The sequence below is a fragment of the Streptomyces sp. NPDC002926 genome (genome assembly GCF_053591755.1).
Genome location: NZ_JBSFUK010000001.1, coordinates 474,955 through 500,603, shown reverse-complemented (window position 1 = coordinate 500,603; position 25,649 = coordinate 474,955). Strand labels below are relative to the sequence as shown.

27 protein-coding genes, 1 tRNA gene and 1 pseudogene are annotated in these 25,649 nt (G+C 68.9%); 18 read left to right on the top strand and 11 right to left on the bottom strand.

Annotation, left to right across the window (positions count from 1 at the left end):
- From ACWDZ6_RS02210 to ACWDZ6_RS02200, 3 genes are all read left to right on the top strand, one after another.
- Entirely contained in the window at positions 1-1,995 is a 1,995-nt protein-coding gene (locus ACWDZ6_RS02210; RefSeq protein WP_451501308.1) for an FAD/NAD(P)-binding protein, read from the top strand.
- A 59-nt stretch (positions 1,996-2,054) separates the two neighbouring features.
- The gene (locus ACWDZ6_RS02205) at positions 2,055-2,528 is read left to right on the top strand and encodes a DoxX family protein (protein ID WP_451501307.1); all 474 of its coding nucleotides are present in this window, start codon (positions 2,055-2,057) and stop codon (positions 2,526-2,528) included.
- A gap of 195 nt (positions 2,529-2,723) precedes the next feature.
- Positions 2,724-3,371, top strand: a complete 648-nt coding sequence (locus ACWDZ6_RS02200) for a DedA family protein (RefSeq protein WP_451501306.1) — start codon at positions 2,724-2,726, stop codon at positions 3,369-3,371.
- On the opposite strand, the gene ACWDZ6_RS02195 is transcribed toward ACWDZ6_RS02200, so the two are convergent.
- Entirely contained in the window at positions 3,337-3,591 is a 255-nt protein-coding gene (locus tag ACWDZ6_RS02195; protein WP_451501305.1) for a DUF2277 domain-containing protein, read from the bottom strand. The genes ACWDZ6_RS02200 and ACWDZ6_RS02195 overlap by 35 nt on opposite strands.
- A 199-nt stretch (positions 3,592-3,790) precedes the next feature.
- Entirely contained in the window at positions 3,791-4,942 is a 1,152-nt protein-coding gene (locus tag ACWDZ6_RS02190; protein WP_451501304.1) for a serine hydrolase domain-containing protein, read from the bottom strand.
- A gap of 195 nt (positions 4,943-5,137) precedes the next feature.
- Here ACWDZ6_RS02190 and ACWDZ6_RS02185 point away from each other — a divergent pair, with 195 nt between their 5' ends.
- The 6 genes from ACWDZ6_RS02185 to ACWDZ6_RS02160 all read left to right on the top strand — a co-directional run bounded on the left by ACWDZ6_RS02185 (position 5,138) and on the right by ACWDZ6_RS02160 (position 12,742).
- A complete protein-coding gene (locus tag ACWDZ6_RS02185; RefSeq protein ID WP_451501303.1) occupies positions 5,138-5,521 on the top strand; it encodes a VOC family protein in 384 nt (127 codons plus the stop codon).
- 268 nt (positions 5,522-5,789) lie between these two features.
- Positions 5,790-7,193: an MFS transporter gene (locus tag ACWDZ6_RS02180; RefSeq protein WP_451501302.1), complete on the top strand. Its 1,404-nt coding sequence runs from the start codon at positions 5,790-5,792 to the stop codon at positions 7,191-7,193.
- A gap of 105 nt (positions 7,194-7,298) precedes the next feature.
- The gene (locus ACWDZ6_RS02175) at positions 7,299-8,936 is read left to right on the top strand and encodes an FAD-dependent oxidoreductase (protein ID WP_451501301.1); all 1,638 of its coding nucleotides are present in this window, start codon (positions 7,299-7,301) and stop codon (positions 8,934-8,936) included.
- A gap of 432 nt (positions 8,937-9,368) precedes the next feature.
- The gene (locus ACWDZ6_RS02170; RefSeq protein WP_451501300.1) at positions 9,369-10,421 is read left to right on the top strand and encodes a fatty acid desaturase family protein; all 1,053 of its coding nucleotides are present in this window, start codon (positions 9,369-9,371) and stop codon (positions 10,419-10,421) included.
- Between the two features lie 860 nt (positions 10,422-11,281).
- On the top strand, positions 11,282-12,079 hold the full coding sequence (locus ACWDZ6_RS02165) for a bestrophin-like domain (RefSeq protein WP_451501299.1): 798 nt from the start codon (positions 11,282-11,284) through the stop codon (positions 12,077-12,079).
- 129 nt (positions 12,080-12,208) lie between these two features.
- A complete protein-coding gene (locus ACWDZ6_RS02160) occupies positions 12,209-12,742 on the top strand; it encodes a hypothetical protein (protein ID WP_451501298.1) in 534 nt (177 codons plus the stop codon).
- Between the two features lie 256 nt (positions 12,743-12,998).
- On the opposite strand, the gene ACWDZ6_RS02155 is transcribed toward ACWDZ6_RS02160, so the two are convergent.
- Entirely contained in the window at positions 12,999-13,352 is a 354-nt protein-coding gene (locus ACWDZ6_RS02155) for an NIPSNAP family protein (protein WP_451501297.1), read from the bottom strand.
- 661 nt (positions 13,353-14,013) lie between these two features.
- On the opposite strand from ACWDZ6_RS02155, the gene ACWDZ6_RS02150 reads away from it, so the two are divergent.
- Entirely contained in the window at positions 14,014-14,598 is a 585-nt protein-coding gene (locus tag ACWDZ6_RS02150) for an effector-associated constant component EACC1 (RefSeq protein WP_451501296.1), read from the top strand.
- Positions 14,599-15,207: 609 nt separating this feature from the next.
- Here the strand turns inward: ACWDZ6_RS02150 and ACWDZ6_RS02145 are convergent.
- The 4 genes from ACWDZ6_RS02145 to ACWDZ6_RS02130 all read right to left on the bottom strand — a co-directional run bounded on the left by ACWDZ6_RS02145 (position 15,208) and on the right by ACWDZ6_RS02130 (position 17,305).
- Positions 15,208-15,432 carry a cold-shock protein gene (locus ACWDZ6_RS02145; RefSeq protein WP_451501295.1) on the bottom strand — a complete coding sequence of 75 codons (225 nt, stop codon included), beginning with the start codon at positions 15,430-15,432 and terminating at the stop codon, positions 15,208-15,210.
- 197 nt (positions 15,433-15,629) lie between these two features.
- Positions 15,630-15,914 carry a hypothetical protein gene (locus ACWDZ6_RS02140; RefSeq protein ID WP_351450779.1) on the bottom strand — a complete coding sequence of 95 codons (285 nt, stop codon included), beginning with the start codon at positions 15,912-15,914 and terminating at the stop codon, positions 15,630-15,632.
- A 174-nt stretch (positions 15,915-16,088) separates the two neighbouring features.
- The gene (locus ACWDZ6_RS02135; RefSeq protein ID WP_351450777.1) at positions 16,089-16,289 is read right to left on the bottom strand and encodes a dehydrogenase; all 201 of its coding nucleotides are present in this window, start codon (positions 16,287-16,289) and stop codon (positions 16,089-16,091) included.
- 164 nt (positions 16,290-16,453) lie between these two features.
- Positions 16,454-17,305, bottom strand: coding sequence for a LysR family transcriptional regulator (locus tag ACWDZ6_RS02130; RefSeq protein WP_451501294.1), 852 nt, complete (start codon positions 17,303-17,305; stop codon positions 16,454-16,456).
- Positions 17,306-17,386: 81 nt separating this feature from the next.
- Between ACWDZ6_RS02130 and ACWDZ6_RS02125 the strand changes: the two genes are divergently transcribed.
- Positions 17,387-17,881 carry a cupin domain-containing protein gene (locus ACWDZ6_RS02125; protein WP_451501293.1) on the top strand — a complete coding sequence of 165 codons (495 nt, stop codon included), beginning with the start codon at positions 17,387-17,389 and terminating at the stop codon, positions 17,879-17,881.
- Positions 17,882-18,054: 173 nt separating this feature from the next.
- Positions 18,055-18,414: a DoxX family protein gene (locus ACWDZ6_RS02120; protein WP_451501292.1), complete on the top strand. Its 360-nt coding sequence runs from the start codon at positions 18,055-18,057 to the stop codon at positions 18,412-18,414.
- Positions 18,415-18,779: 365 nt separating this feature from the next.
- Here ACWDZ6_RS02120 and ACWDZ6_RS02115 read toward each other — a convergent pair whose 3' ends face one another.
- Both ACWDZ6_RS02115 and ACWDZ6_RS02110 read right to left on the bottom strand, forming a co-directional pair.
- Positions 18,780-19,466: an SDR family oxidoreductase gene (locus ACWDZ6_RS02115; RefSeq protein WP_451501291.1), complete on the bottom strand. Its 687-nt coding sequence runs from the start codon at positions 19,464-19,466 to the stop codon at positions 18,780-18,782.
- A complete protein-coding gene (locus tag ACWDZ6_RS02110; protein ID WP_451501290.1) occupies positions 19,463-20,116 on the bottom strand; it encodes a hemerythrin domain-containing protein in 654 nt (217 codons plus the stop codon). The genes ACWDZ6_RS02115 and ACWDZ6_RS02110 overlap by 4 nt, the downstream gene beginning before the upstream one ends.
- A 111-nt stretch (positions 20,117-20,227) precedes the next feature.
- Here ACWDZ6_RS02110 and ACWDZ6_RS02105 point away from each other — a divergent pair, with 111 nt between their 5' ends.
- Both ACWDZ6_RS02105 and ACWDZ6_RS02100 read left to right on the top strand, forming a co-directional pair.
- Positions 20,228-20,869, top strand: coding sequence for a TetR/AcrR family transcriptional regulator (locus tag ACWDZ6_RS02105; RefSeq protein ID WP_451501289.1), 642 nt, complete (start codon positions 20,228-20,230; stop codon positions 20,867-20,869).
- On the top strand, positions 20,866-21,018 hold the full coding sequence (locus tag ACWDZ6_RS02100) for a hypothetical protein (protein ID WP_451501478.1): 153 nt from the start codon (positions 20,866-20,868) through the stop codon (positions 21,016-21,018). Before ACWDZ6_RS02105 ends, ACWDZ6_RS02100 begins: the two co-directional genes overlap by 4 nt.
- Positions 21,019-21,076: 58 nt before the next feature.
- Here ACWDZ6_RS02100 and ACWDZ6_RS02095 read toward each other — a convergent pair.
- Together ACWDZ6_RS02095 and ACWDZ6_RS02090 are read right to left on the bottom strand one after the other, a co-directional pair.
- Positions 21,077-21,226: pseudogene (locus tag ACWDZ6_RS02095) on the bottom strand (IS110 family transposase); the annotation flags it as partial.
- A 289-nt stretch (positions 21,227-21,515) separates the two neighbouring features.
- Positions 21,516-21,590 (bottom strand) — tRNA-Val (locus ACWDZ6_RS02090).
- Between the two features lie 199 nt (positions 21,591-21,789).
- Here ACWDZ6_RS02090 and ACWDZ6_RS02085 point away from each other — a divergent pair.
- The 4 genes from ACWDZ6_RS02085 to ACWDZ6_RS02070 all read left to right on the top strand — a co-directional run bounded on the left by ACWDZ6_RS02085 (position 21,790) and on the right by ACWDZ6_RS02070 (position 25,629).
- On the top strand, positions 21,790-22,554 hold the full coding sequence (locus tag ACWDZ6_RS02085) for a DUF4097 family beta strand repeat-containing protein (RefSeq protein WP_451501288.1): 765 nt from the start codon (positions 21,790-21,792) through the stop codon (positions 22,552-22,554).
- Between the two features lie 71 nt (positions 22,555-22,625).
- Positions 22,626-23,999, top strand: a complete 1,374-nt coding sequence (locus ACWDZ6_RS02080) for a hypothetical protein (protein ID WP_451501287.1) — start codon at positions 22,626-22,628, stop codon at positions 23,997-23,999.
- Positions 24,000-24,349: 350 nt separating this feature from the next.
- The gene (locus ACWDZ6_RS02075) at positions 24,350-24,934 is read left to right on the top strand and encodes a DUF4383 domain-containing protein (RefSeq protein WP_451501286.1); all 585 of its coding nucleotides are present in this window, start codon (positions 24,350-24,352) and stop codon (positions 24,932-24,934) included.
- Positions 24,931-25,629 carry a FadR/GntR family transcriptional regulator gene (locus ACWDZ6_RS02070; RefSeq protein ID WP_451501285.1) on the top strand — a complete coding sequence of 233 codons (699 nt, stop codon included), beginning with the start codon at positions 24,931-24,933 and terminating at the stop codon, positions 25,627-25,629. Before ACWDZ6_RS02075 ends, ACWDZ6_RS02070 begins: the two co-directional genes overlap by 4 nt.
- The last annotated feature ends 20 nt before the right edge of the window (positions 25,630-25,649 follow it).

Below are 25,649 nucleotides of genomic sequence, written 5' to 3'. Positions count from 1 at the left end.
TTGTCCGCAGCTTCGTCCAGTCGCGCCACCGCCGTCGCGGTCGTCGGCGCAGGCCCCCGCGGCACCTCCGTCCTCGAACGGCTCTGCGCGTCCGCCCGCGAACTGGCCCCGGGGACCCCGTTCACGGTCCACCTGGTCGATCCCGCGCCGCCGGGCCCCGGCCGCGTCTGGCGCCCGGACCAGTCGGCCGAACTGCTGATGAACACGGTGGCTTCGCAGGTGACCCTCTTCACGGACGACAGCGTTGTCTGCGAGGGGCCGATACTCCCGGGCCCGAGCCTGTACGAATGGGCGGCCGCGCACACCGACGAGACCCTCGGCCCCGACGACTACCCGACGCGGGCCTGCTACGGCCGCTACCTGGAATGGGCCTTCCGCCGGGCGGTGTCCGGCGCACCGGACACCGTGCGGGTGGCGGTCCACCGGTCGCGGGCGGTACGGCTGGAGGACGACCGGGACGCGGTGGCGGGGCCCACCGGCACCGCGGCCTTCCAGACTCTCGCACTCGACGACGGCACCGTCCTCACCGGGCTCAGCGCGGTAATCCTCGCGCAGGGCCATCTCCCGGTGGTCTGCCGCCAGTCGCAGGCGCATCTCGCCGAGTACGCCGCCCGTCACCCGCGCCTGCGCTACTTCCGGCCCGCCAACCCCGCGGACCTCGACCTCTCGGGCGTCGCCCCGGGTGAACGGGTGCTGCTGCGCGGCCTGGGGCTCAACTTCTTCGACCATATGGCCCTGTTGACGACGGGCCGCGGCGGCACCTTCGTACGCGCCGACGGCGGGGAGCTCGTCTACCGGCCCTCGGGCCGTGAGCCGCGGCTGTACGCGGGATCACGGCGCGGCGTCCCGTACCAGGCACGCGGCGACAACGCCAAGGGCCCCTCCGGCCGGCATGAACCCCTCGTCCTCACCCCGGATGTGATCGCGGTCTTCCGCAACCGCGCGGGCGAGGGCGATCCGCCGGACTTCCTGACCGAGATATGGCCGCTGGTGGCCAAGGAAGTGGAGACGGTCCACTACGAGGCGCTGCTCGCCGATCCGCAGGGCTCCGCTCCTCACGGCTTCCGGGACCGTTTCCTCGACGCACCCCACGGCAGCGCCCAAGAGGCCGCCGTACTGGACGCGTTCGGGGTCACGGAGGCGGACCGCTGGTCCTGGGACCGGATTTCACGCCCGCACGCAGGTGAGCGCTTCGCCTCGCCGGCCGAGCACCGCACCTGGCTCCTCGGCCATCTGCGACAGGACGCCGCGCAGGCCGCGCTCGGCAATGTCGCGGGTCCGCTGAAGGCCGCCCTCGACGTACTGCGCGATCTGCGCAACGAGCTCCGTCTGATCGTGGACCACGCGGGCCTCTCCGGCACCTCCCGGCGCGACCATCTCGACCGCTGGTACACCCCGTTGAACGCGTTTCTCTCCATCGGCCCGCCGCGCCGCCGGATCGAGGAGATGACGGCGCTGATCGAGGCCGGCGTCCTGGAGGTGGTCGGTCCGCGCACCACGATCGGGATGGCGGACGCCGGCTCGCACGACGCCCTGGACGGAGCCTTCACCGCCGAATCGCCTGATGTCCCCGGCTCTTTCGTGACGGCGACGACGCTCATCGAAGCGCGACTGCCGGAACCCGACCTCCGGCGGACCTGTGACGAGCTGCTCGAGCGGCTGCTGAAAACCGGCCACTGCCGCCCGCACTCCATCGACGGTTACGAAACCGGAGGGCTGGACGTCACACCACGCCCGTACCGTCTGATCAACCGTCAGGGCCGTCCGCACTCGAGACGGTTCGCGATCGGCGTTCCCACCGAGGGCGTGCACTGGGTGACCGCGGCCGGAGCCAGGCCCGGCGTCGACTCGGTGACCCTGTCGGACGCGGACGCGGTGGCGCGCGCCGCCCTGCGCACGCTCGTCACGGAGCAGGACTCGGCTCCCGGCGGGGAAACGGAATCCAGGGCGGAAACCAGCCCACGATCAAATGTTGAACTTGCAAGCATTGATTAGGTCCGCCTAACCTAGGGCTTCCCTCGTCGGTTCACGTCCCCAGACCGAAGGAGCCCCCCATGGCACATCCCTCGCTTCCCACCCGGCTGAACACGGCCCAGCCCTATGCGCTCGGCCTGTTCCGCATCGTCGTCGGCCTGCTCTTCACCTGCCACGGCGCCGCCTCGCTCTTCGGCGTCCTCGGCGGCGCCGGCGGCGGTGGCGGCACCATCGCGGCCGGCACCTGGCCCGGCTGGTACGCGGCGGTGATCGAGCTGGTGGGCGGCACACTGGTGCTGCTCGGCCTCGGCACCCGCAGCGCCGCCTTCGTGGCCTCCGGCTCGATGGCGTACGCGTACTTCGACGTCCACCAGCCCACCGCGCTCTTCCCCCTGCAGAACAGTGGCGAGGGGGCGGCGATGTTCTGCTGGGCCTTCCTGCTGCTGGTCTTCACCGGCCCGGGCGCGTTTGCGCTGGACCGGCTGTTCGTCCGCAACGCGAGCCGGGCGACGGACGAGGAGCCCAAGGAGCAGGGCGCGGCGGCCGCTGCATAGTCACTCTTCCGGAGCGCCCGGATCCTCTTCGGAGGGTCCGGGCGCCGCGTCGATCCGCGGAACGTGACGATCACAACATCGGCTCCCCCCTGGCGATCTCGAGTCGAACCCCAGGCGTACGCTGTACAGCTGTACTGCCGCCCCTGCCGCTCCCCTGCGACGTCGCGGCGTTGTTTACGAAACCGGGGAGTTCGGGTGCTCGAGAGCGTGGGGTTGCTGACCGGCAGCCCATGGATCTATGCCGTCGTCGCGCTTTCCGTACTTCTCGACGTCTTCCTGCCCGTGCTGCCCAGCGGAGTCCTGGTGATCACGGCGGCGACCGCCGCCGCGGCGGGCTCGACCAGCGCCGCCACCGGATCCGTCGAGACCGCGGCCGGAAAGGTCCCGCACGAGGTGCCCTCACTGCTCGTCCTGGTCCTCTGCGCCGCCACCGCTTCCGTACTCGGCGACCTCGTCGCCTACCGGCTGGCCTGGCGTGGCGGCGACCGGCTCGACCGGGCGATCGCCCGCTCACGCCGGCTGACCACCGCGCAGGAACGTCTTGGCGCGGCCCTCAGCCGCGGCGGCGGCGCCCTCGTCGTGATCGCCCGCTTCGCCCCGGCCGGCCGCTCGGTCGTCTCACTGGGCGCGGGCGCGGCGCACCGCAAGGTGAGGGACTTCCTGCCCTGGTCGGCCCTCGCGGGCGTGGCATGGGCGGGCTACAGCGTGGGGCTCGGCTACTTCGGCGGCCAATGGCTCGGCGCGAGCTGGGTCGGCGCGGCGGTCTCGGTGCTCGCGCTGTTCGCGGCGGGCGCGCTGGCCGCGTACGTCATGCGGCGTCCGGCTCCTGAGCCGGCCGCTTAGCGGCCCCGCCGGACCCACGGACCTCGAGCCCTTCGAGCAGCCTGCGGGTCGACTCGGCAATCTCGTCCACGGCCTGCTCGAAGATCTCACGGTTGTGCGCGGCGGGGGCCCGGAATCCGGACACCTTGCGCACGAACTGCAGGGCTGCGGCGCGGATGTCCTCCTCAGTGGCCTCTTCGGGGAGCACGGGCGGGCGGAGGGTCTTGATACTGCGGCACATGTGTTCAGTGTGCCCCGTGCGCCGGCCGCGGGGCGAGGCCTTCGGAGTCCGGCGACCTGACCGCCCTCCCCCGGCCGGCCGGCTGACCAAGCACCCGACCGGCGGCGCGCGGCTGCCCATGCCCGAGGCCCCTCCGTCCGCCGGCGAAGGGGCCTTGGGCGTGCGTCTGGTTCGGGGCGTGCATCCGTACGTTCTGCGGTCAGGCGGTGGCGGCCCTGACGACCGCCGCGGCCAGCCGGTCGTTCTCGACCGAACCGCCGCCGGGCGGGAAGGGGAAGCGGCGCCGCACGTAGCCGTACGCCACGCCACTGGCCGGATCCGCGAATGCCTGCGCTCCCGCCGCTCCGCCGTGGCCGAAGGCATCCTCGCCCAGGAACGGGTACCGCACACCGAGTGCCTGGAAGCCGAGGCCGAACTGATCCTCCTCACCGGTGACCACATCGGTGCCCACCGAGTAGAGCCGGGCGAACTCCGCGATCGTGTCCGGCTTGAGCATGGGTGCCCTGCCGTCGACCTCGCTGATGGCCGCCGCGTACATCGCCGCGACCCCGCGCGCGTTCCCCACCCCGCCCGCCGAGGCCTGGCCGAGGGCCCGCACCGTGCGCGTGTTGGCAAGCTCCACCAGGTCGGTGGGCGGATCGGCGTTCAAGCCGAAGGCGATCGCCATGAGACTGTCCGGGGCCGGCGCGTCCGCGCGGAGCTCGGCGAGCTGCTCCGGTGTGGTCCGCATCGGCAGTACGTCCAGATAACGCGATTCCAGCGCTTCGGGCAGCCCGAGATGGAAGTCGAGCCCGTACGGGGCCCTCACCCGCTCCTCGTACAGCTCCTGGATCGAGCGCCCGGTGACGCGGCGTACCACTTCGCCGGTGAGAGCGCCGATGACGAAGGCGTGGTACCCGTACGCCGTTCCCGGCTCCCAGTACGGTCGCAGACCCGCCAGCCGCGCGGCGAGCAGCCGGTCGTCGGCCAGCTCCTCGGTGCTGAACCCGCCGTCGACGCCGATCAGTCCGGCTCGGTGCCCGAGCAGCTCCCGAAGCGTGAGCCGGTCCTTGCCCTCGGCCGCGAATTGAGGCCAGTAGGAGGCGACTTCACGGTCGAGCTCGAGCAGGCCGTCCTGCACGAGCAGTGCGACGACGAGATGCGCCGCGCCCTTGGTGACGGAGTAGACGCCGGTGAGCGAGTCGCCCGCCATCCCGTCTCCGGCCCACAGGTCGACGACCTGCTGCCCGTTGACGTACGCCGCGAGCTGAGCGCCGGACTCGGTGATCCCCTCGGCAAATACAGCGTCGAACTCCTCCCGTACGCCTTCGAAACCCTCCGCGACAATCCCCTGCACGCCGGCCTCGGACATTGATCCTCCCCAGTGATCAGCAACACTCACCGGACGCCAACCACGGGGCACCGTAAGGAAATTCCCCCTGTCGCGGACTCTCCGCCCCCTCCTCGAGCAGACCGGGTACCGCCGGCGCCGGTGCTCCTCCGCACTGCGAGCACCGAGCCCAAAACCTGTTGGAAGGTCATCTGGCTGTCCGTCATAGTCTCGGCCATGGCTTCTTCTGTGGACCACGTGAGCATCGACTGCGCCGACACCTATCGGCTCGGCACTTTCTGGGCCGAGGTGCTCGGCACCAAGATCAGCGACGAGGACCATCCCGGCGACCCCGAGGCCCTGGTCGAGGCCCAGGGCATCTCGCTCCTGTTCATCGCCGTACCCGAGGGCAAGACGGCCAAGAACCGGATCCATTTCGACATCCGGCCCACGGACCGCACCCGTGACGAGGAGGTCGAGCGCCTGCTCGCCCTCGGCGCCACCCTGGTGGGCGACCACCGCCGCGCCGACGGCTCCGGCTGGGCCACGCTCGCCGATATCGAGGGCAACGAGTTCTGCGTCGAGCGCAGCGCCGCCGAGCGGGCCGCCGGCCCGTCCTGAGCCCCGCCGAGCACCGCCGGGCCCCGTGGGAGGAGCAGCAGACCCGAGGACCGCTACTGCCTGCCGCGCTCTCCCCCCGCAGTCCACGCTCGTTGCCGTCAACGACTGATGTCCAAGTCGCCGCCCCACCGCACTTGAGCCTCAGCCCTTTGTCGACAGAGCCGGGCTGATCCCCGACCTACCGCGCCCGATCCTCGCGATATGCGCAATATGCACCTTATCGTGCACTTTGACGGATGACCTCTGCGGCCGGGACGGGGCTGGGGAAGTGGCGAGTGCGGAGTCGGCCCGTGGAGGTGAGCCCGCGTCGTCTCCTGAGTCCGGGCAGCGGTCCTGGGCGCCTCTGGTGGCGGTGTGCGCCGGGTATTTCATCGTGATCCTGGATGTGACGATCATTAACGTCGCTGTGCCGGTGATCGGCCGGGAGCTGTCGGCGTCGCTCACCGGCATCCAATGGATCACCAACGGGTACACCATGGTCCTCGCCGGACTCCTGCTGACCGGCGGCGCGCTGGGCGACCGGCTGGGCAACCGGCGTGTCTTCTGCTCGGGCGTGGCTGTGTTCACCGTGGCCTCGGCCGCGTGCGCGATCGCACCGAGTACGCCGTTGCTGGTTGCCGCCCGGCTGCTGGAGGGACTCGGCGCGGCGTTGATCGTGCCCGGCTCGCTGGCCCTGCTCCAGCAGGCATACCCGGCACCGGCCGCACGCTCGCGGGCCTTCGGGCTGTGGGGTTCGATGGCGGGCATCGCCGCCTCCACCGGGCCGCTGCTGGGCGGACTGGTCGTCACCACAGTGGGCTGGCGCTGGGTGTTCCTCATCAACCTGCCCGCCGGAATCGCTTGCCTGGCGTTGACCTTGCGGAATGTGACGCGATCGCCCAGGCGCGCCGACCGGCCCCTGGACTGGCCGGCGCAGTGCGCGATCGTGGTGGCGGTCGCGCTGCTGACCGCCGCGCTCAACGAGGCCGGCCGGCGGGGCTGGACCGATCCGGCCGTCCTTGCCGCGGCGGGCCTGTCCGCGCTGGCCGCCGCCACGCTCGCGGTGCGCGAGCGGCTGGCCCGATACCCCGTCCTCCCGCCGAGCCTGCTGCGCTCCCGAGCGATGAGCGGCGGAGCCCTCATCGGTGCGCTGTTCAACTTCGGCTTCTACGGCATGGTGTTCACCGCCAGCCTGTACTTTCAGCGCCAGCGAGGCTTCAGCGCCCTGGACACCGGGGCAGCGCTGTTCCCGGCGGTAGCGATGACCATGTTCGCCTCCGTCCTGTCCGGGCGACTGGCCCGAAGAACCGGCCATCGCCCGCTGGTTGTCTCCGGCATGCTCCTGGCGGCCCTGGGGCTGGCCGGATGGGCCGCGGGACCCGACTCCCCCTACCCGCTGCTCGTGGCCCCGATGATGGCTGCCGGATTTGGCACCTCCTTCGCTCTCACGGGCGCCACCGCCACCGTGATGGGCGCCGCCCCCGCCGGCTACTCGGGAACCGCCTCCGCACTGTTCAACACCACCCGTCAGGTGGGCAGCGCCACCGGCGTAGCCCTGGGCGGCACCCTGCTGGCGACGGCGACGGACTACAACGCAGGGGTGAGAATCAGCATGGCCATCGGCGCACTCGCGTACCTGACCGCCGCCATCCTGGCGTGGCTGTGCGTGCCGGCGAAACCCGAAGGAGCATGAGCCGCGGCCGACCGGTAGGGGGCGGCCCCGAGGCTGGACTGCCACCGTCGCGGCGCCGGGGCCGTAACCGCGCACGAGCCGCCGGCCGCCATTAGGCTTATACAGGTGACGTGGCCGGTCATCTTCGTGGTGGATCGCAACCCGAGTTCGCTCGGTGTGATGCTCTCCGACCTCACACGACGGTTCGGCAGAGCATTCACGGTGAAGGGCGCGAGCTCGCCGGAAGCTGCCCTCACCGCACTGCAGGAACTGGCGCGGGCCGAGGCGCCCGTCGCACTGCTGCTCGTGGACGACAGCTCCGTCGACATCCTCACGCGGGCACATGAGCTGTGCCCGCGCGCCAAGCGTGTGCTGCTCGTGGATCGCGACTACTCGTCGACCAGCCCGGCCGTACAGGCGATCGCACTCGGCCGCGCCGACTACCACATCGTGCGGCCGTGGGCGGACGACGAGACGCTCTACCGCGCGGTGGGTGAGTACCTGTCCGCGTGGACGAGGGATCAGGAACCGAAATTCCAGCTGTTCCGGGTCGTCGCCCGACAGGGCGACCGCCGTGTGCTGCAGCTGCGCGATGTGATGGCGCGCTTCAACCTGCCGTTCACGGTCTACCCGGCCGAGGAGGAGACCGGACGGCGTCTGCTGAGGGAGGCCGGCATCGACGCGTCGCACCTGCCGGTGGTGATCCGCCATGACGGCCAGGCGTTCATCGATCCGAGCCTGCCCGATCTCGCGCGCGCCCTCGGGGTCAGTGTCACGAACGACATGGATGTCGCCGACGTCACCATCGTCGGTGCCGGGCCGGCCGGCCTGACGGCGGCCGTCTACGCCGCGTCCGAAGGACTGGACACCGTGCTGCTCGAAAAGGCCATCTCGGGTGGTCAGGCCGGGACGAGCCCGATGATCAGGAACTATCCAGGATTCCCCCACGGCATCGCCGGCGGCGACCTCATGGAGCAGACCTGCGAACAGGCGTGGCTGATGGGCGCGCACATCGTCTTCGCGCAGCAAGCGATCGCGCTCGAACGCCGCGGCGACCGGCCAGTGGTGCACATGCTGGACGGCTCCGAGGTCAGCGCACGCGCGGTATTGATCGCCACAGGTGCCGACTGGCGGCGGCTCGGCGTGCCGGGCCTGGAAGCCCTGGTCGGTTCCGGCGTGTTCTACGGCACGGCCGTGGGCGAGAGCCGCGCGATGCGGGACCAGGACGTCTTCATCGTCGGCGCCGGGAATTCGGCCGGCCAGGCCGCGGTGCATCTGGCCAAGCACGCTCGCACGGTCACCCTGGTGGTTCGGGGCGACAGCCTCGCGAAGTCGGCGTCGGCCTATCTGGTGCGTGCCATCGAGGCGACGCCGAACATCATCGTCCGCCATGGGACGGAGGTGGTCGACGGTGGCGGCGATGAGCGCCTGGAACACCTGACGCTCGGGGACCGGACGGCGGGCACCTTCGAGCGCGTTCCGGCAGCCGCACTGTTCATCATGATCGGCGGTGAACCGCACACGCAGTGGCTCCCGGACAGCATGGCGCGTGATGGGCAGGGCTACCTGGTGACGGGGCGCGAGATCCGCGAGGAATCCCCGGCGGGCTGGCCACTCGACAGAGACCCCATGCCGCTGGAGACGAGCGTGCCCGGTGTATTTGCGGCGGGAGACGTACGGAAGGGCTCGATCAAGCGTGTCGCCTCGGCGGTGGGCGACGGAGCCACGGCCGTTCGCCTGGTGCACGAGTACCTGGGCGGCTGAGCCGCCTCGCGCTTCGCGTCACCCGTCACTGAAGCCGGCCTCGAGCCGTGGGGCCGACCGGCCGGCCCTGCGCCGACTGCTTCCGGCCAGGCCAGGATGACCAGTGAACCTGCGGCTGAGGCGTCGGTTCGTGTCCCGGGAACCCACGATGGCCGACATTCGTTGAGAGGGGTGAGTCGGTCGCTGTGACCCGTGGGCCCTGGAAGGGCCCGATATGTCCGGGGAGCCCACGGTGACTGACGTGCGCGCGGTGTGCGCGCCGAGACCCTCTGAAGAGTCGGCCTGCTTTGCTGCCTGGATGGTGCCCTCCGACAGGGCCTTTTCTCCCGGCAGCGAGCGCCGCTTAGTACGGGGCGATGGATCAAGGTCGTTCCTGACCACTACGGCCGTCAGTGCCGACCGCATCCGACACCCCTTGAGGGAGCTCGTTCCATGGATTCGCAGACCGTTATTCACCCTCCCCCGCCTGAAATCCGGCAAGAGGCGGGGAGTGACTTCTCCCGACTGTCGAGGAAGATTGCCGACGCCGGCCTGATGGGCCGACGCCCGGGCTACTATGCGGCCCGGATCGCGGCGGTCACTGCCCTCTACGTCTGCGGGTGGATCGCGTTCGTCCTCGTCGGCGACAGCTGGTGGACCCTCGCGGTGGCGGCGTTCCTCGCCGTCGTCTTCGGCCAGGTTGCGCTCCTCGCGCACGACGTGGCGCACCGGCAGGTGTTCCGGCTCCGCAAGGCCAGCGAACGAACCGGCCGTATCGCGGGAAACGCCGCTATCGGGATGGGCTACGGGTGGTGGCAGGACAAGCACACGCGCCATCACGCCAACCCCAATCATGAGGAACTGGACCCGGATCTCATCCCCGACATCCTGGTCTGGTCGCAGAATCAGGCCCACGCCGCAAGAGGGCTGCCCCGTGTGCTCGGGCGCTTTCAGGCGTTCCTTTTCTTCCCCCTCCTCACTCTCGAGGGCTTCAACCTGCACCTGTCGGGTGTGAAGTCGCTGGCCGACCGCTCGCTGAAGAACCGCGTGGTGGAGGGAAGTCTGCTGTTCGCGCACTTCGCCCTCTACCTGGGTGCCCTGTTCCTGGTGCTGCCGCCCGGCATGGCCGTTGCGTTCCTTGTGGTTCACCAGTGTCTGTTCGGGGTCTACCTGGGCTCGATCTTCGCCCCCAACCACAAGGGCATGCCGATCCTGACCGGCGACGACCGCCCCGACTTCCTGCGGCGCCAAGTGCTCACCTCACGCAATGTCCGCGGTGGATGGCTGACCAACGTCGCACTCGGCGGACTGAACTACCAGATCGAGCACCATCTGTTCCCGAGCATGCCCAGCCCGCATCTGCGCAGGGCGCAGGCGATCGTCCGCCGCCACTGCCAGGACCTGGGAGTGAACTACCTGGAGACCAGCCTGATCACTTCCTACCGACAGGCCCTCGCCAGCCTCCACCAGGCCGGAGCGCCGATCCGGGACGCCGCCCCCGCCTAGACCCCGCTCGACGTCGGCACCACGCCATGGGGAGCGCCGACAGACCGAGCGGGAACTGGGCAACGCCGATGGGGCGGGACACCGAGAAGGTGTCCCGCCCCATCCGCGTTCTCGTACCCGCCTTCGGTGACGGTGATCCTGACACCGGCTTCACCAGTACCGGCGAACCTCAGCACGCAGCTCGCGCCCTTCCGTTCGACGTCGTCACCCACGCGCGTGCGGCAGCCCTTCAGGTGTGATCCCGTCGGTGACCTGCGGTTCCGCTGTCATTGCCTGTCACCGCTGGTCGCCCCCGGTCACCCTTCCTCGGCCCAGAGGCGGCCCGAGGTCACGGCTACTTGCGCCCCTTGGCCTTCGCTTTGCGCTCCGCTTCCTTGCGCTTCTGGATCACGTGAGAGGACCACTCCTCACGATGGAGATCGCACCGGGAGGCCCCACCGGCAAAGCGCCGGCACCTGGTCCCCTTCTGCGTGATCGCTCTACACCTGGACTGTGTACGAGCGACAACTGCCCTGGTGCCGACGGACTTGCAGACCGGCCGAGTGTTGCGTGAGGCTCGCGTCGTTCATGGGCGGCTCGCCACCGGATTGGGATCGGCTTCCGGTCTCGCTGAACGACGCTGAACGAGGCCGAATGAGACGGAAAGTGAGACGGGTGCGGCGGTCGTTGTCAGTGCAGCCTCGCACTGGGCCGTATTCGGGTGTTTGGCGAGATGCCGTGCCGGGCGTCGCGAGCGTCAAAGGTCTTCGACCTGTGATCATGGAGCGTTCACTAAAAGTGATCGACGAGGAGCTCCAGGTCGCGGGGGCCGATGTGCCGCCGCGGTGTGGCGCTCGCGGTAACGCGCTGTAGGTGATGTGGTGAACTGGTTGATCTCGCTGCCGGCGGCGGTGCTGGTTGTGGGCGGGCTCTTACTTGCCTTACTGGTCGCGGCCGTGGCGCGGGTCGGCGTCCGGGCGCTCGTACCGGTCGAGGAACGGGATCGGGTGCCGCAGATCGCCACGCCCCTGATGCCGACACTCGGCGCTGCCTTCGCGATCTTTGCGGCACTCACACTGGCCAGCGAGGCCGGCTACCTGCGCGCAGCCGAGGGGTTGGTGAGCGACGAGGCGGCCGCGGCCTCCCGACTGGCATGGGCGGCGACAAGTCCGCGAGTCCAGTCGGAGCCGATCCATGCGGCACTGCTGGACTACTTGCAGACCACGCGTGCCAGGGAGTGGGAGGCTGCAGCAGCGGCGTCCGGTGACGACCCCGCCACCGCTCGCGTGATCGCACGGCTGGAGCGGAGTGTGCGCGCCGAGGCGGCCCGGCCCGAGGTGGGAACCCCGACAGGCACGGAGCTGGTGGTTTCCATGGACGGTGTCACCAGTAGTCGTCGCGCCCGCGTTGCGGCCGCCTCGCGCGACGTTCCCGCGCTCTACGTCGTCACGCTTGTGGTCAGCGGACTGGCCTTGATCGTGAACTCCGGCGCACTGGTCTTCCGCAGCAGCCTGCGAACGTCACTGCTGATCGTAGGTGTTGCGAGTGTGGTCGGGCTGAGCCTGGCGTTGCTCTTCGCACTCAGCGCGCCCTGGAACGGACCGTTCATCGTCAGTGGGCATCCACTCGACGCCGTCATCGGAGACCTGAAGTCCGGCTTCTTCGACGGCGGGCCGTAGGCGACGGGCGCGATCAGTACGCCGACAACTGCCGGCGTGGTCCGGGCCGGCGGCGATGTGAGGCCGGTAGTGCTGGTTGCCGCGCGGGTCATACCGCAGCCGGATGGGCTGACGGAGGAAGCCTCCTGGGTGGACCGTGTCGTCGCCATCACAGGGTGGGCGCGGGAGCGGAGCGACGTGGTCGATTGGGCGAGGGTCGAGACTCGGCTCGGGACGGCGCTGCCCAGGGACTACAGGGAACTGGTCGAGCGGTTCGGGTACGGCGACTTCGACGGCCACCTCGGCCTGCTGCTCCCCGACGGGCCGCCCGGCAGCCTCCACATCGTCGAGGTCAACGAGTTTTGGGCTCGATCGGCCGGAGCCGATGGCAGCGGCCCGTGGGAGCCGTACCGCCTGTATCCGGCTCCGGGTGGGTTGCTGCAGTGGGCGAGCACAGAACAGCGGACGTCGTTCTATTGGCTCACCGAGGGCGCCGACCCTGACCGATGGCCCATCCTCGTCACAGAAGACGACTGCACCGATTGGGACCGGTTCGACGGCTCGACCGCGGAGTTCATCTATCACATGCTCACCGACCCGCTGCACCCTCACTCGACCGCTCGCTGCTTCGACCGTCACTGGTTCATGAGCCATGGAGTCCAAAACCAGGAGGCCGATCAGTAGCGCCGTCCGACACCCGCTTCAGGAGCGAGGTGGGGGCGAGTTGGGCCGTGACTTGGGGCACCACGACTTCAGCGGGTGCCGGCTGCTGCCCCTGCCAGCCACCGGAGTTCCCCGTGCTCCCCGCCCGATCTGGCGCGGGTGTGGCACGGACCCGATTCTCTCGGATCAAGGCGGTGTACGACGCGGCCATTGTTCCTCGCCGCACACGATCCGGTGCTGCAGACTGTCGTGTTCGTGCTGGGAGGCGGCCGGGGGCTCACTGCGCTTCTTCAGCCCGGCCACCGACCGCGTTCAGGCGCGTCGGCTCGGGAAACAGGGGCCGCATGAAGGTCCGCTCGTAGCGGAGCACGCACCCGCTCTCGTCCCTGATGCTGTCCGCGTCGACGAACTCAGGATCAGTGCCGAACAGCCGACGGTATTCCTCGTAAGCGGCGAGGCTGGGGAAGCTGAACAGAGCCAAGGCCTTGTCGCTGGCGCCTTCCGCCGGCAGGAAGTAGCCGTGGTGGGTGCCTCCGTGCTTGCCGACCAGTTCCATCCAACGCCGACCGAAACGCTCGAAGGCATCGGTCTTCGCCGGATCGATCACGTACTCGACTACACAAGTGATCATGACTGACCCTAACAAGAGGATGCGGCCTGATCCTTGCGGAACAGGCTTGGCTGGTCAACAGGCGCACAACGGCACGGAGCCCGTCAACGCTTGCCTGCACCGCCTCACACCCCAATTGACCGTGACTGACCGCTCGATCCGGCACGGAACTGGCACGACCTCTTCGTCCCGAACTATCGGCGGGCGGTCGCTGAGATCTGCTGGGCTGGTCAGCATCTCGTGGGGTTCGGCGCCGGCCGACTGCGGTCAATGCGGTTGCTGTACTTCGCTGCTGTACCGCAGGATCCCGAGTGGAAGTGACCGTGGAACGCGACGCGCTCATTCAACTGCTGACCGACGGCGCTGAGGCTACGACCGCGGCTCCTGCCGCACTGCTGGACGGTGGTGCCTTCGTGGCGTGGGACGGGTCGCCCTCTGCTGGATCACTCGCCGGGATCCACAGGCGTCGAGCTCGCCCGTGAGCACCGCCCAGACCTCGTCATCCAGACGGACACCACCCGCCCGACCTGTTGGATGTATAGCTCAACCATGCGGTCTTAGGGGAGGTAGCGGCGGGTGGAGGCGATCCTTCGTCGCTCATCTCGAACGGCACGGCGGTGGTCAGTCGCTCCAACACGGCGAGTTGGGGAAGGGGTTCGCCTACACGGATCGCGTGCGGCCCATGGGCGGGATACCGACCATTGCAACCCTCCGGTGTCCAGCCCTGAGGTCACTCAGGTATTGGCTTCACAGGGCCGAGCCGGACCTTCGCGATGCGGCCCGGCCCCGTAGGCGTAGAGCTTGCCCGGAATCAGGACTTGGTCTCGTCGCTGCAGTACCAGTCGCCGTAGCGGCTGCCACCGCTGTAGCGGGCCTCGCACACGCGCACAGTGATGTTCTCGGTGATGTCGTAGTTGCACTGGCGGATCTCGGTGCCGTTGTCGCCGATGCTGGTGGTGTCGTAGCAACCAGTGCGCAGGTCCTGCCAGGTGTACCCGTCGCAGCCGACGTTGGCGCAGACCCGCTGCTGGATCTTGCCGTACACCGAGTAGCCGTCGGCGGAGTGGTCGGTGATGTAGAGCCAGTCACCGTCTGGGTAGAACGTCGAAGTGCCCCAGCTCTTGCTGACGGACACGTTGAGCCCGCTCGCGGAGGCGGAACCTTCCATCCCGGCGACCATGATCGCGCTCGCCGCCAGGGCCAGACCGACCTGTGCCAGTCTCTTGAGCTTCATAAAGAGTTTCCCGTCGCGCCGGTGTTCGATTGAGGTGAGATGACACAGCACTCGTGATCGGAATGTCAACTTGTTTTGTATGACGGCGAGTTGAGGCCTGCCGGGCGACGCCGAGCAGATCGAAGGCAGGTCGTACACAGCCCCGTACTGCCCGGTCCGCTCCTCAGCGCCACCCAGGACCCGCACGCCGACGAACGCCGGCGCATGTCCTGCCCCGGCTCCGCCGGCCCCCGCGCGGCCGGCGGAGCCGGGGGCCCGCAGCGGGGCGGAGACAGGAGCGTCGGGGCCCGGCGCTGGAGCCGGGGCCGCGCGCAGCGAACCCGCAGAGAGGGTTTCAGGGAGTGGGCTCAAGGGATGGGACCGAAGCCGGAGCGGGTCTACCGCACGAGGTAAGTGGCACGGCGCCTCGCTCCGGCCCGCATGGCCCACGAACGAATAAGGCCCAGGCTTCCGGTTTGTTGCCGGTGACCTGGGCCTTCGTCGTGCTTCACACTGGTGGGCGCGGACGGTTTCGAACCGCCGACATCTACTTTGTAAGTGCGATCGCTGGCCCACTGCCCCAGGTACGCCTGGGTCTCCGGCTGCCGTGTTGGGTCGCTCAAGGATGCGGCTGTGCACTGTCGTTGATGTCAGGTTTGGATGTCAGGCGGACCGAGGCACGATGCTCACGGCCCGGTAGTCGTAGCCGTCCTGTTTGAAGCCTGGGGCTTCCCACGAGAGGTCCACTCGCTGGCCCGGCGACAGAGTCCGGAACCCGGCCATCTGGATGACGGAGTAGTGGCCGAAGCAGCCGCCAGGGGTCTTGGCGCAGTCGAGCACACCCCACCCCTCCTCGTCGCGCCACTCGCGGACAGTCGCAGTCACCATGGTCGGAACCTTACGGGTTTTGTCCGCGCCGGCAGTCCGGGTCCTGAGCTTGGGAATCACTGATCGTCTATTGATATGCCTAGCCTGATCTGGGTGTACGCCGACCGCACAAGGGGGCAAGGCTGGTTGGCCCGACCGTCGTTGACCGTGGTTCACCGCTATTACTGGTGCGTATCTGGTGCGCATGGCCTTGAGACCTACAGGCCTCGAAGAGCCTGGCGGAGATCGCCGTAGGCGCTCCAGCAGTCGATGCTGCCGTCGTCGTTCAGGCTGCCCATGTACCACTCATCGTCGTTGACCGGCTTCACCAGGCACAGGCTGTGAAACCCCAACACGATCTCGGGCTGGACGCTTTCGTCGTCCGCCGGCCACCCCTGCCACGTCACTCTGCGATCAGTTTCGAGAGGGATGGCGTCCTGGTCCCCGGAGACGTTGCGGATCTCCTCAAGGGTCCACCCTCTGGGTAGTTGCTCGCCTGCCATGCAGCGATGATGCCAGCTACCAGACTGTTGGCCGTCGTGCCTATGCCCATTCCGACCACCGCTTTAGGAGTTCGATCGATGTGCCGCCTGGCGTACTCCAAATGCGCGCACTCAGGCCGTGGGCGGCCGCTGAACACTGCGGCTGTGCATGCCTGTTGATATCAGCGCTGGATGTCAGCGGAACAGCTCCGGCACCGGGCAGACCTCCAACGGCTCGTCCGGCCGGTCGGCCCAGTTCCACCACACATGGCGACTGGCGCACTTCCACAGCGAACGGCATGTCCGCTTGCCATCGTCCTCCCGCCCACAGAGCACGAATCCGCCGAACGTCATGGGTCCGCTGCACTCGGGACAGGCGGGAGGGTCGCTGCTCATGCTGCGAACGGTAGCCAAGCGAGCCTGTAGCAGCACGTGCCGATACCGGCAGCTTGGCTCTGTACGCGAGAAGGAACAGCAGATGTTCACCATTTCGGGAGGCGGTCTCTGGGGCTGCGGCGTTCGAATTGTTCACGAGTTGCGGCAGCACCGGTTGCCGGTGCTCAGTGACGGTACGCGGTTGTCGCGATCTCGATGAAGGATCGGATCAACGGGTTGGTGTCACCCTCGTTCCACACCGCCACCACTCGACTCGGCTGCATGTCGATCAGCGGCACCACGGCCAGCTCCGCGGGCAGGTCGTGTCCGAGCGGGGCCAGGCCGACCGTGCCGTTCCACAGCACGGCCTGCAGGCATTCCTGGACGGCGCGCACCACTGGGCCCTCGCGCGACCTGCCACCGTTCCAGTACGACTGCCAGATGGGATCGGTGCCCTGCGGGAACTGGAACCAGCGGCGGTCGCTCAGTTCGGCCAGCCGCAGCCCGTCGCGGCGGGCCAGCGGATCGTCAGCGCGCAGGACCACGCCGACCGGATCGGTCCGCAGTGCACGCACCGTCAGGGCAGTCACGTCGAACGGCGCCCGAGTCAGCGCGACGTCAACCAGTCCGGCGCGCAGCCCGCAGGTTGGGTCGGTCAGATCGGTGTCACGGATGCGGATATCGATGCCGGGGTGGTGTCGGCGGTAGGCGGCGGCCAGCCTGGCCACTCCCCGGTCGGCGCCGTCGCCCAGGATGCCGATGGTGATGGTCGCGACGCCGGCCGCCGCGCTCACGCGTACCCGGACACGGTCGGCATGGTCGAGTAGGGCCCGCGCCTCGTCGAGCAGCACCGTGCCCACCGGAGTGAGCGTGACGCCGGCAGGCGAGCGGGCGAAGAGCAGGGCCCCGACATCGGCCTCCAACTGCTTGATCGCCCGGCTCAGCGGCGGCTGACTCATGTGCAGCCGGGTGGCGGCCCGGCCGAAGTGGAGTTCCTCGGCGACCGCCACGAAGTAGCGCAAGGTCCGTAGCTCCACGCTGCAACGATACCTACGAGGTATCGGCGCTGCGGGACGGGTCTTGGACAGCCCTGGGTACCCGACGCTGAACTCGTGAACATGACTGAAGAAGCGAAGACCAGCGAGCCGCAGACCCACCCCGCTGTATCGGTGATGGGTCCCGGCGATGGCGAGATGATCGTTCTGGGTACCACGCGCATGCGGGTTCTGGAGGACGGCAGTCACACCGGGCACCGCCTCGCGATCGCCGAGTCCGTCCTAGCCCCGCACACCCAGGGACCGCCGCAGCACCGCCACGGCCGACACGATGAGGGCTTCTACGTCTTGTCCGGCACCGTGCGGTTCACCGTCGGGGACGAGGACTACGACGCCGCCAAGGGCACGCTCGTGATGGTTCCGCCCGGTACCCCGCACACCTTCGCCAACCTGACCGACCAACCCGCCGTCATGCTCAGCACATTCACCCCCGACCTGTACGTGCAGTACTTCCGGGACCTCCAGGAAGTATTCGCCGGCGGCCGGCCGCTGACGCCACAGGCCAACATCGACGCGATGAGCCGCTACGCGACCGAGCCCGCCACCGACCTCGCCTGAAGCCGACGGCACAGCACGGCCCGGCCACCCTCCTTTCGACCGGCAGGACGGTGGCCCTGCCGCCTTCCGGCGTCTGGGTCCCTCGGACGACGGACCGGGCCTTCACCAGGGCTCTTCTGGCAATCGACGCAATCGACGGGCCCCCGTGAACCGGTGGCCCATGAACGGGAACCATGAACATCGCCTATTGGACCGTCGCGGGACTGCTCGCCATCTTCTACGTCTACGCAGGCACGCTGAAGGTAATCCGCAGCCGCGATCAACTCCGACCGATGATGGCCTGGGTCGACCACATACCCTTGCCTGCCCTCAGGGCGCTGGGGACGGTCGAAATACTCGGCGCGACCGGCCTGATCCTGCCGCCGCTGACCGGCATCGTTCCCTCGCTGGCGTCGGCCGCGGCCATCGGCTTCGTACTCCTGCAGACCGGCGCGATCGCCGTCCACCTGATTGGCGAAGACCGCCGGATCGCACTCAACGCCGGGCTCACTGTTACCGCGGCCGTGACCATCTGGCTGACCACCCGGCTGTGATCGAGCACAGTCCTCGACCGGTCGATGCGACTACAGGGGGCGTCTGTGTCCCCGACATCGATGGGTGTGGGCGACTGCTTCGTACGCTCCACTCCGCGCCTGAACGTTCCGCGATCGGACCGCGAGAATGTGGATCACAGTCGTATGAACGGTGCCGCAGTCACCTGGGCCGGTCCAGGATCTCGGTGGACGGGACATCGTCGCCGAGAACCTGGCCTGGCTCACGGGGCCCGGCGGAGCGTGGGTTTGGGTGTGGTGGCGGCCTTCGATCGGCCGCCCGGCTTCGTGGAGGTGATCGTCGGTCAGCGCCGGATAAGGGCGAGCGACGAGCAGTGTGGTGGCTCAGTTGCCAATGGTGTTGTGGGTCAGGTGGCCAGCAGGCCGCCGTCGATGTACAGGTCGTGGGCGTTGATGCCGGTGTTGCGGAGCAGGAAATCGGTGGCGTGGGCGATCTCGGCCATCGTCACCAGTCGTCCGATCGGTGTCTGGGCCGAGTGCGGTGGGTTGGGAACGTCGCGCCATTTGGGGCTGTCGCCGATCAGGCCCGGATGCAGGGCGTTGACGCGATGCGGAGCCATCTCCACCGCGAGGGTCTTCACCAGGCCGGTGATTCCGGCGTTGAAGGTGGTGACGACGGTCGAGCCTGGATACGGGCGTTCTTTGGCGAGCCCGCCAAAAAGAACGACGGAAGCGCCTGGGCTCAACCGGTCGCGCAGCACACGGACGGTCTCGGCGTAGCCGACGAGCTTCATGGTCACGGCCGTCACGGCATCAGCGATGTTGAACTGCGCCAGCGTGTTCGCGGCCTGCCCGACCGCGGTGATGACAAGATTGTCGACCTCGGCCACGTCGGCCAACGAGGCGCTGATCGTTTCGGGTTGGGCAAGGTCGAGGGCCAGCCCCCGGACGCCGACGCCGATCCCGGCGGCAATGGTCTCGGCCCGTGCCTTGTCCCTGCTGGTGATGATGACGTCGTCACCGCGGTCTGCGAAGTACTGGGCGATCACTCCGCCCAGGCCGCCGCTGCCGCCGACGATGAGTGTGCTGGTCACGCGATGACCGTCCTTACGTTGTCGGTTGTGTGAAGGCTGTTCAGGGTGGCTTTGGCCTGCTCACGCATGGCCGGCACGAGGGGAAGAACGGCTTGCGGCAGGTTCGCTGTGACCACCGCGAGCTCGGCGGGAGTGCCCACCTGTTCGAAGAAACCAAGGTTGAGGTGGGCCCCTACGGGCGGGGCCGAGGCGATCACCGCGCGGGAGAACTCGGTCCAGGCTTCATCTGACATGTGCGCTGCCAACGCGGGAAACAGCACCGGTTCCTCGTGCTCAAGGTGCTGGTGCACCAGGTCGCGCACACTGGCTGCCGCGGCGGCCACCGCTGCCCGGTCCGCATCGTCCTGCACGGGAGCGACGGCGAGCGCGTCCAATGCCGCGTCCAGCGCATCGTGTTCCGTGCTGAGTTCGCTCAGCACGGCGTCGGCCACCGGGTCGGCGGCGATCAACTGCGGCCAGAGCACATCGTCTTCGCTCTCGTGGTGATGCCGCAGCGCCGCCACCAGGAAGTCACGCAGTTCGGCCAGTGCGGCCGACGGGGCGTTGTCGCGCTGTGCGGCGTCGGCCAGCAGGGACGTCGCGGCCCGGTGCATCTTGTGCAGTAGCCGCGTCTCGACGATCCCCGCGGGCTCCGGCGGATTCGTGCTCACAACAGCCTCCAATCTCAATGGACCCTTAATGTCCACTTGGATATTAAGGGTACCAGCGGTCAGCGAGGACCCCGGTGGCCAGCACTACAGTGATCAGATGAAGGAGTCGCCATGAACGGTCAGGAAGCGTCCGAGAGGCCACTGCGCACGCGCCGACGGGACCCGGAGGGACACCGAGCAGCCATCCTGGAGGCGGCCCGTCACACCTTCGCCGAGCGTGGTTACGCCCGCACGACCCTCCGCGAAATCGCGCGTCGAGCCGGTGTCACCCACGGTCTGATCACGCGTCAGTTTCAATCCAAAGAGCGGCTCTTCCTCGCGGCTGTGCCCGGTAACAGCGACCTGGAACGGGTAGTTGCCGGAGACCCGGCGACACTGCCCGACCGGATCGCCCACGCCTTCGTCCAGCGGATGGAGACCGACGCCGTCAACGACCCACTCGTCACCCTCGTGCGCAGTGCCGCGTCCGACGAGCGTGCAGCCGCTCACCTCCTGGTCGCGATGCAGGAGCACAGTGCCGCTGCGTACCGGTCCGTGCTCTCCCCCAACGCACCGGCAGCGCTCGGCGATGACTTGGACACCCGCGTAGCACTCGTGGGGTCACACATGATCGGAGTGGTCTTCAGCCGGTACATCGCACGAACCGAGCCACTTGCCTCGATGCCACCCGAGCAGCTCACCGAACACCTCACCCGGATACTGCGGCACATCCTCTTCGATGATGCCCCCGCACCTCGGAATCCGCCCCAGTGAACAGGGACTTCGTCCACGCGGAGGTCCGCGTCGGGGACTACGAGGACATCGCAGCCGATCAAGACATGAACGACAGACGAGTCGCGGGCCCGCCGGTCGGGCCGGTCCACCTCGACGACGGTGACCTGGTCTGTTCGCAGGGCGGGTGAGCTGCGAGCCGTAGGCGCCGGTGCCCTCGACGCCGACGGCAATGAGCTCGCCGTGCGAGCGCAGCCAGTTGAGCAGCCGGCAGTAGCCGTCAGGGGTAGTGGGGAAAGCCTGGGTGGCCAGGTGTCGGCCGATGGAGTCGATCACGGCGGCCTGGTGGAAGTCGGTGTGGGTGTCGACGCCGCCGACCACCGCTATGTGGTCTGCCATCCTGGTTGCTGCTGTCCTTCCGTGCGACGCGTGAGGGACGGCGCACGCCGGTCGGGCGGCAGGACAAGACTGTGATGGGACCTTTGGCCGGGCTCCTATGAGGTCACAGACGCCCGACCGGCCGCGCACGGGGCGGCACCGCCCAGGACGGCCGACAGATCATCAACAGGACAGCCGGACGGCGTCGGTCAGACGGAGAGTCAGGCCCCCAGGGCGGCACACCGACATCCTCACAGTCAGCTGTGGAGGTCAAAGGCCCCCAGCCTTGATCGGCTGGGGGCCTTTGCACTGGTGGGCGCGGACGGTTTCGAACCGCCGACATCTGCTTTGTAAGAGCAGCGCTCTACCCCTGAGCTACGCACCCGTGAATGAGGAACAGCGTACATGGCAGACGGGGGCGCCCTGCAAACCCGTTCCCGCCGCGGCCCCTCACCGCCGCATCCCGTGGCCCCGCGTACGGGGGCTACCCCCACCCCGGAACGGTGGCCGCCCGGATCGTTCCGCCGCCCGCGGGCTCGTAGCTTGGTGGCACACCGGCAGAACTACCTGGGGGAACGATCACCGTGGCCGCACTCCGCACCCACACCCACACCCTCCTCGCCGCCTCCGGCGTCGTCGTCGCGGTCGCTCTCAGCGGGTGCGCGAGCGCCGATGCCGGAGAGGCGCCCGTCGAGAGCCGTTCCTTCCCCCTCACCGGGAGGACGCTGACCATCGACACCGACAACTCCGACATCAAGCTGGTGCCGGCCGATGTGAAAGACGTGCAGGTTTCCCGGCAGGTCGACGGGTCCCGGGGGAACCGGCCCAAGGCCTCCTGGGAAATGAAGGACGGGACGCTGACCCTCCGCGTCAAGTGCGACGGGATCGCCGGCGACTGCGCGTCGCGGCACTCCCTGAAAGTCCCGCGCGGCGTCGCCGTCACCGTCGAGGACGGCAATGGCCGGCTCACCGCCACGGGGTTCGACACCGCGCTGAAGATCCGCTCCGACAACGGCGAGGTGACGGTACGGGATTCCAGCGGGCCCCTTGATCTGAACAGCAACAACGGCGAGATCGTCACCGAACGCGTCACCGCCAGGACGGTGACCGCCCGATCGGGCAACGGGATGGTGCGGCTCGGGCTCACCGGTGCGCCGGACCGGGTCGAGACCGTCACCGACAACGGCGAGGTCGTCATCGAGCTGCCGCGCGCCGGGGCCCCCTACGCCGTCACCGCCACGAGCGGCAACGGCGATGCGAATGTTGATGTGCCGACCGCCGGCGGCAGCCCGCATGTGGTGAAGGCGCGCAGCGACAACGGCGAAGTCACCGTGCGAAGTGTGAACTAACCGGCCCGTGTGTTCGTCCTTACCTGGTGGGAGAATGAACCGGGCAGGGCGATTCGGCACGGGAGAGGGATGTGACGGCGACACACGCGCAGCCGCACGCAAGAGCGAAAGCGAGTGCGAGAGCCGTCCGCGACGTCCTGGCGCTGATGCTGCTGCCGGTGCCGTTTGTCGTCGCGGTACTGCCGGGTGCGTTCGCCGGAGGGGGTACGCGGCGCTGGTTCGGCGGGCGCGGTGAGAGCCAGCGGGCCGACGCACAGGCCGCGAAGGACGCCGCCGCCGCTGCTTTCGTCGAGTTGGACACCGCTCAGCGCGATCTTCGTATCTCGATAGAGACGATCACGGCGGTGGACAGTTCGCCGGGTGCGCGCCGGGCCGTGGAGGACTTCGCGGCGCTGGGGCGACGGATCGACGAAGTGAGCCTTGCGTACATCACCGCCGTCGACGCACATGATCTCGACCGTGACGATCTGGAAGCCTCGGTGGCTTCGCAGGCGCGCGGTGAGCTGAACCGGGCCAAGGACGATCTCGTACGGGTCAAGGGCGAGCTCGACCGTTACGCGCAGGGGCTCGGGCCGCTGCTCGACAAGGCCGAGACGCAGCTGGCCCGCCTGGCGCCCGCCGTGGAGCGGGCGCGGCAGGCGCTCCTTTCCGCGAGCAATGCTCTCGATTCGGCGCGGAGCTCCGGTCTGCGAGCGGATGATCTCGCCGCCCGGCTCGCCGCACTCGGTCCCGAGCTGACCATGCTCAACCAGGGCGCGGGCCGGCACGGCGTGGCCGAGACCCTGCAGCGTGCCGACCGGGTGCTGCGTGACGCCGAAGCCGTACGGGCCGAGGCGGACAGGCTGCCCGAGCGTGCCGCCGAGACCGACAAGCGCCTGGTGTCGCTCCGTACCCGGGCGCAGGCTCTCACCAACCGCGCCGGATCGGTCGAGCCGGTCCTGAGCGAGCTGCGGCGCCGCTTCTCCGCCGCCTGCTGGCAGGATCTGCAGCCCGTCCCCGAGCAGGCGGCGATCAGCGTCCGCCAGGCCGAGGAGAAGCTCAAGGAAGCGGGCAAGGCACGCGACGAGCAGCGGTGGGCGGACGCGACGGCCCTGCTCAGCACGGTGCGTGCGCTGCTGAACGCCACGGATGAGGCCGTATCGGCCGCCGGTGACCGGCTGCAGCGGCTCAACGCCGTGGCGAAGGACCCTCAGCAGGAGATCGAGCGGACCCGGTTCGCGATCCGGGACGCGCAGCGCCTCGCCATGGCCGGGCGCAACACCCCGGACCCCCGTCACGCACGGCCGCTGGACGACTCGGTGGCCCGGCTGGAGCGGGCCGTCGCCGGGCTCGAGGGACGCCATCCCGACTACTGGCACTTCCTGACGGAGACCGAGGCGGTACGGCGCACGGTGGCGCACGTGGTCGAGCAGATCCGCGAGGACCGGGGCGCGAGCGGCACCTGAGGGTCCGAGGCCGACAGGGCGCGCCGTGCCCGGTCCGAAGATCTGAGGCCCGTGGCCTCCGTGGCCTGTCTGACGTCCCTGGCCACCGTGGCCTGTCTGAGGCTCGTGGCCTCCGTGGCCCGAAGGCCCCGTCCGCGCCGGGTCCGACTGCCCGAGGCCGCCGAGGTCCGACGACCTGAGGCCCGAGGTCCAACGACCTGAGGCCGCCCATGACCTCTGGCCCCTGGTCACGCCCGCCTCCGGCGAGCCTCGGGCCCATCCCCGGCCGGATCCCCCTGCGCCTGGCTTGTCGGGGCCCGCGCGCGGGCGGATCCTGGGAGGTGTACGGGTACCTCCAAAGGAGACCGGACATGGCCACACACGTACTGCACCCCAAACCCCGCCGCCGCACCAGGCTGGACGAGCATCTGCCCGTCGACCACCGGCTCAGCAAGTTCTACCGCGTAGGCGCGGGTCTGATGGGCCTGGTGCTGCTCGCCTTCGGGATCCTCGGGCTGATCGACAAGATCGGGTTCTTCGACACCGGTGGGGCCACGGTCGCGGGCCTGAACACCAACGGAACGCTGAGCGTGCTGTCCATCTGTGTCGGACTGCTGCTCTTCGTCGGGATGATCATCGGCGGAAACTTCGCCTCGACGCTGAACATGGTCCTCGGCATCGCCTTCATCCTCAGCGGCTTCGCGAATCTCGCCCTGCTCGACTCGAGCTTCAACCCCCTCGCCTTCAAGATCCAGAACGTGCTGTTCAGCTTTGTGGTGGGCGTGATGCTGATGTTCTTCGGAATGTACGGACGGGTCAGCGCCACCCTCCCGCACGACAACCCCTACTGGAGGACCCGCCATCCCGATCAGGCCGCGCAGGAACAGCGCGGCCTCGAGCAGGCCGGCACAGGGGATGCGGCTCTCGACCGGGCCAAGCAGCACGAAAGCAGATGAACCGCAAAGTCGACGGAGCCCACGCGGGGCGTGGGGTGCACAAGGCTGCGGTGGAGGGTCTCGCCCGCCGGATCGTCGGCGGGGCGTACTCCGAGGGCGACACCCTCGACCAGCCCGCGCTCATGGCCGAGCTGCACATCAGCCAGGCCGTGCTCCGTGAGGCGATCGAGGTACTCACCGGCAAGGGGCTGCTCGGCGCCCGGCAGAAGCGCGGCACGCACGTACGCCCCCGGGACGACTGGAACCTCCTCGACACGGACGTACTGCGCTGGAAGCTCGCCGTCGGCGTGTCCAACGACTTCTTCGCCGACCTGCTGGAGCTGCGCCGCTCCATCGAGCCGGCGGCCGCCTCGCTCGCCGCCGTGCACCGGACCGACGAGGACCTCGCCGCGCTCGACGCCGCGCTGGCCGCGATGAGAGTGGGCTGGAACGATGCCGTCCTCGCCGTACGCGCCGACGCCTCTTTCCACACCGCTCTGCTGACCGCCTCGCACAATCGGTTCTTCGCGCAGCTGCGGCGGGTGATCATCCCGGTGCTGATCGAGCGCGACCGGCGGGTCCACCTGGCCGGGACGACCGAGGATCCGGTCGACGTGCACGCCGCCGTCTTCGAGCGTGTACGGGACCAGGACGTCGACGGCGCCTATATGGCCACGCTGGAGCTGCTCGACATGGCCATGCGCCACCATCCGTAGACGTCCGGCCCGTAGGAACC

Coding starts and splice junctions, on each gene's coding strand:
- ACWDZ6_RS02205 (WP_451501307.1), top strand. CDS start 2,055: ATGGCACATCCCTCGCTTCCCACCCGGCTGAACACGGCCCAGCCCTAT.
- ACWDZ6_RS02195 (WP_451501305.1), bottom strand. CDS start 3,591: ATGTGCCGCAGTATCAAGACCCTCCGCCCGCCCGTGCTCCCCGAAGAG.
- ACWDZ6_RS02190 (WP_451501304.1), bottom strand. CDS start 4,942: ATGTCCGAGGCCGGCGTGCAGGGGATTGTCGCGGAGGGTTTCGAAGGC.
- ACWDZ6_RS02185 (WP_451501303.1), top strand. CDS start 5,138: ATGGCTTCTTCTGTGGACCACGTGAGCATCGACTGCGCCGACACCTAT.
- ACWDZ6_RS02170 (WP_451501300.1), top strand. CDS start 9,369: ATGGATTCGCAGACCGTTATTCACCCTCCCCCGCCTGAAATCCGGCAA.
- ACWDZ6_RS02155 (WP_451501297.1), bottom strand. CDS start 13,352: ATGATCACTTGTGTAGTCGAGTACGTGATCGATCCGGCGAAGACCGAT.
- ACWDZ6_RS02150 (WP_451501296.1), top strand. CDS start 14,014: ATGGGCGGGATACCGACCATTGCAACCCTCCGGTGTCCAGCCCTGAGG.
- ACWDZ6_RS02145 (WP_451501295.1), bottom strand. CDS start 15,432: ATGGTGACTGCGACTGTCCGCGAGTGGCGCGACGAGGAGGGGTGGGGT.
- ACWDZ6_RS02140 (WP_351450779.1), bottom strand. CDS start 15,914: ATGGCAGGCGAGCAACTACCCAGAGGGTGGACCCTTGAGGAGATCCGC.
- ACWDZ6_RS02135 (WP_351450777.1), bottom strand. CDS start 16,289: ATGAGCAGCGACCCTCCCGCCTGTCCCGAGTGCAGCGGACCCATGACG.
- ACWDZ6_RS02125 (WP_451501293.1), top strand. CDS start 17,387: ATGACTGAAGAAGCGAAGACCAGCGAGCCGCAGACCCACCCCGCTGTA.
- ACWDZ6_RS02120 (WP_451501292.1), top strand. CDS start 18,055: ATGAACATCGCCTATTGGACCGTCGCGGGACTGCTCGCCATCTTCTAC.
- ACWDZ6_RS02105 (WP_451501289.1), top strand. CDS start 20,228: ATGAACGGTCAGGAAGCGTCCGAGAGGCCACTGCGCACGCGCCGACGG.
- ACWDZ6_RS02075 (WP_451501286.1), top strand. CDS start 24,350: ATGGCCACACACGTACTGCACCCCAAACCCCGCCGCCGCACCAGGCTG.
- ACWDZ6_RS02070 (WP_451501285.1), top strand. CDS start 24,931: ATGAACCGCAAAGTCGACGGAGCCCACGCGGGGCGTGGGGTGCACAAG.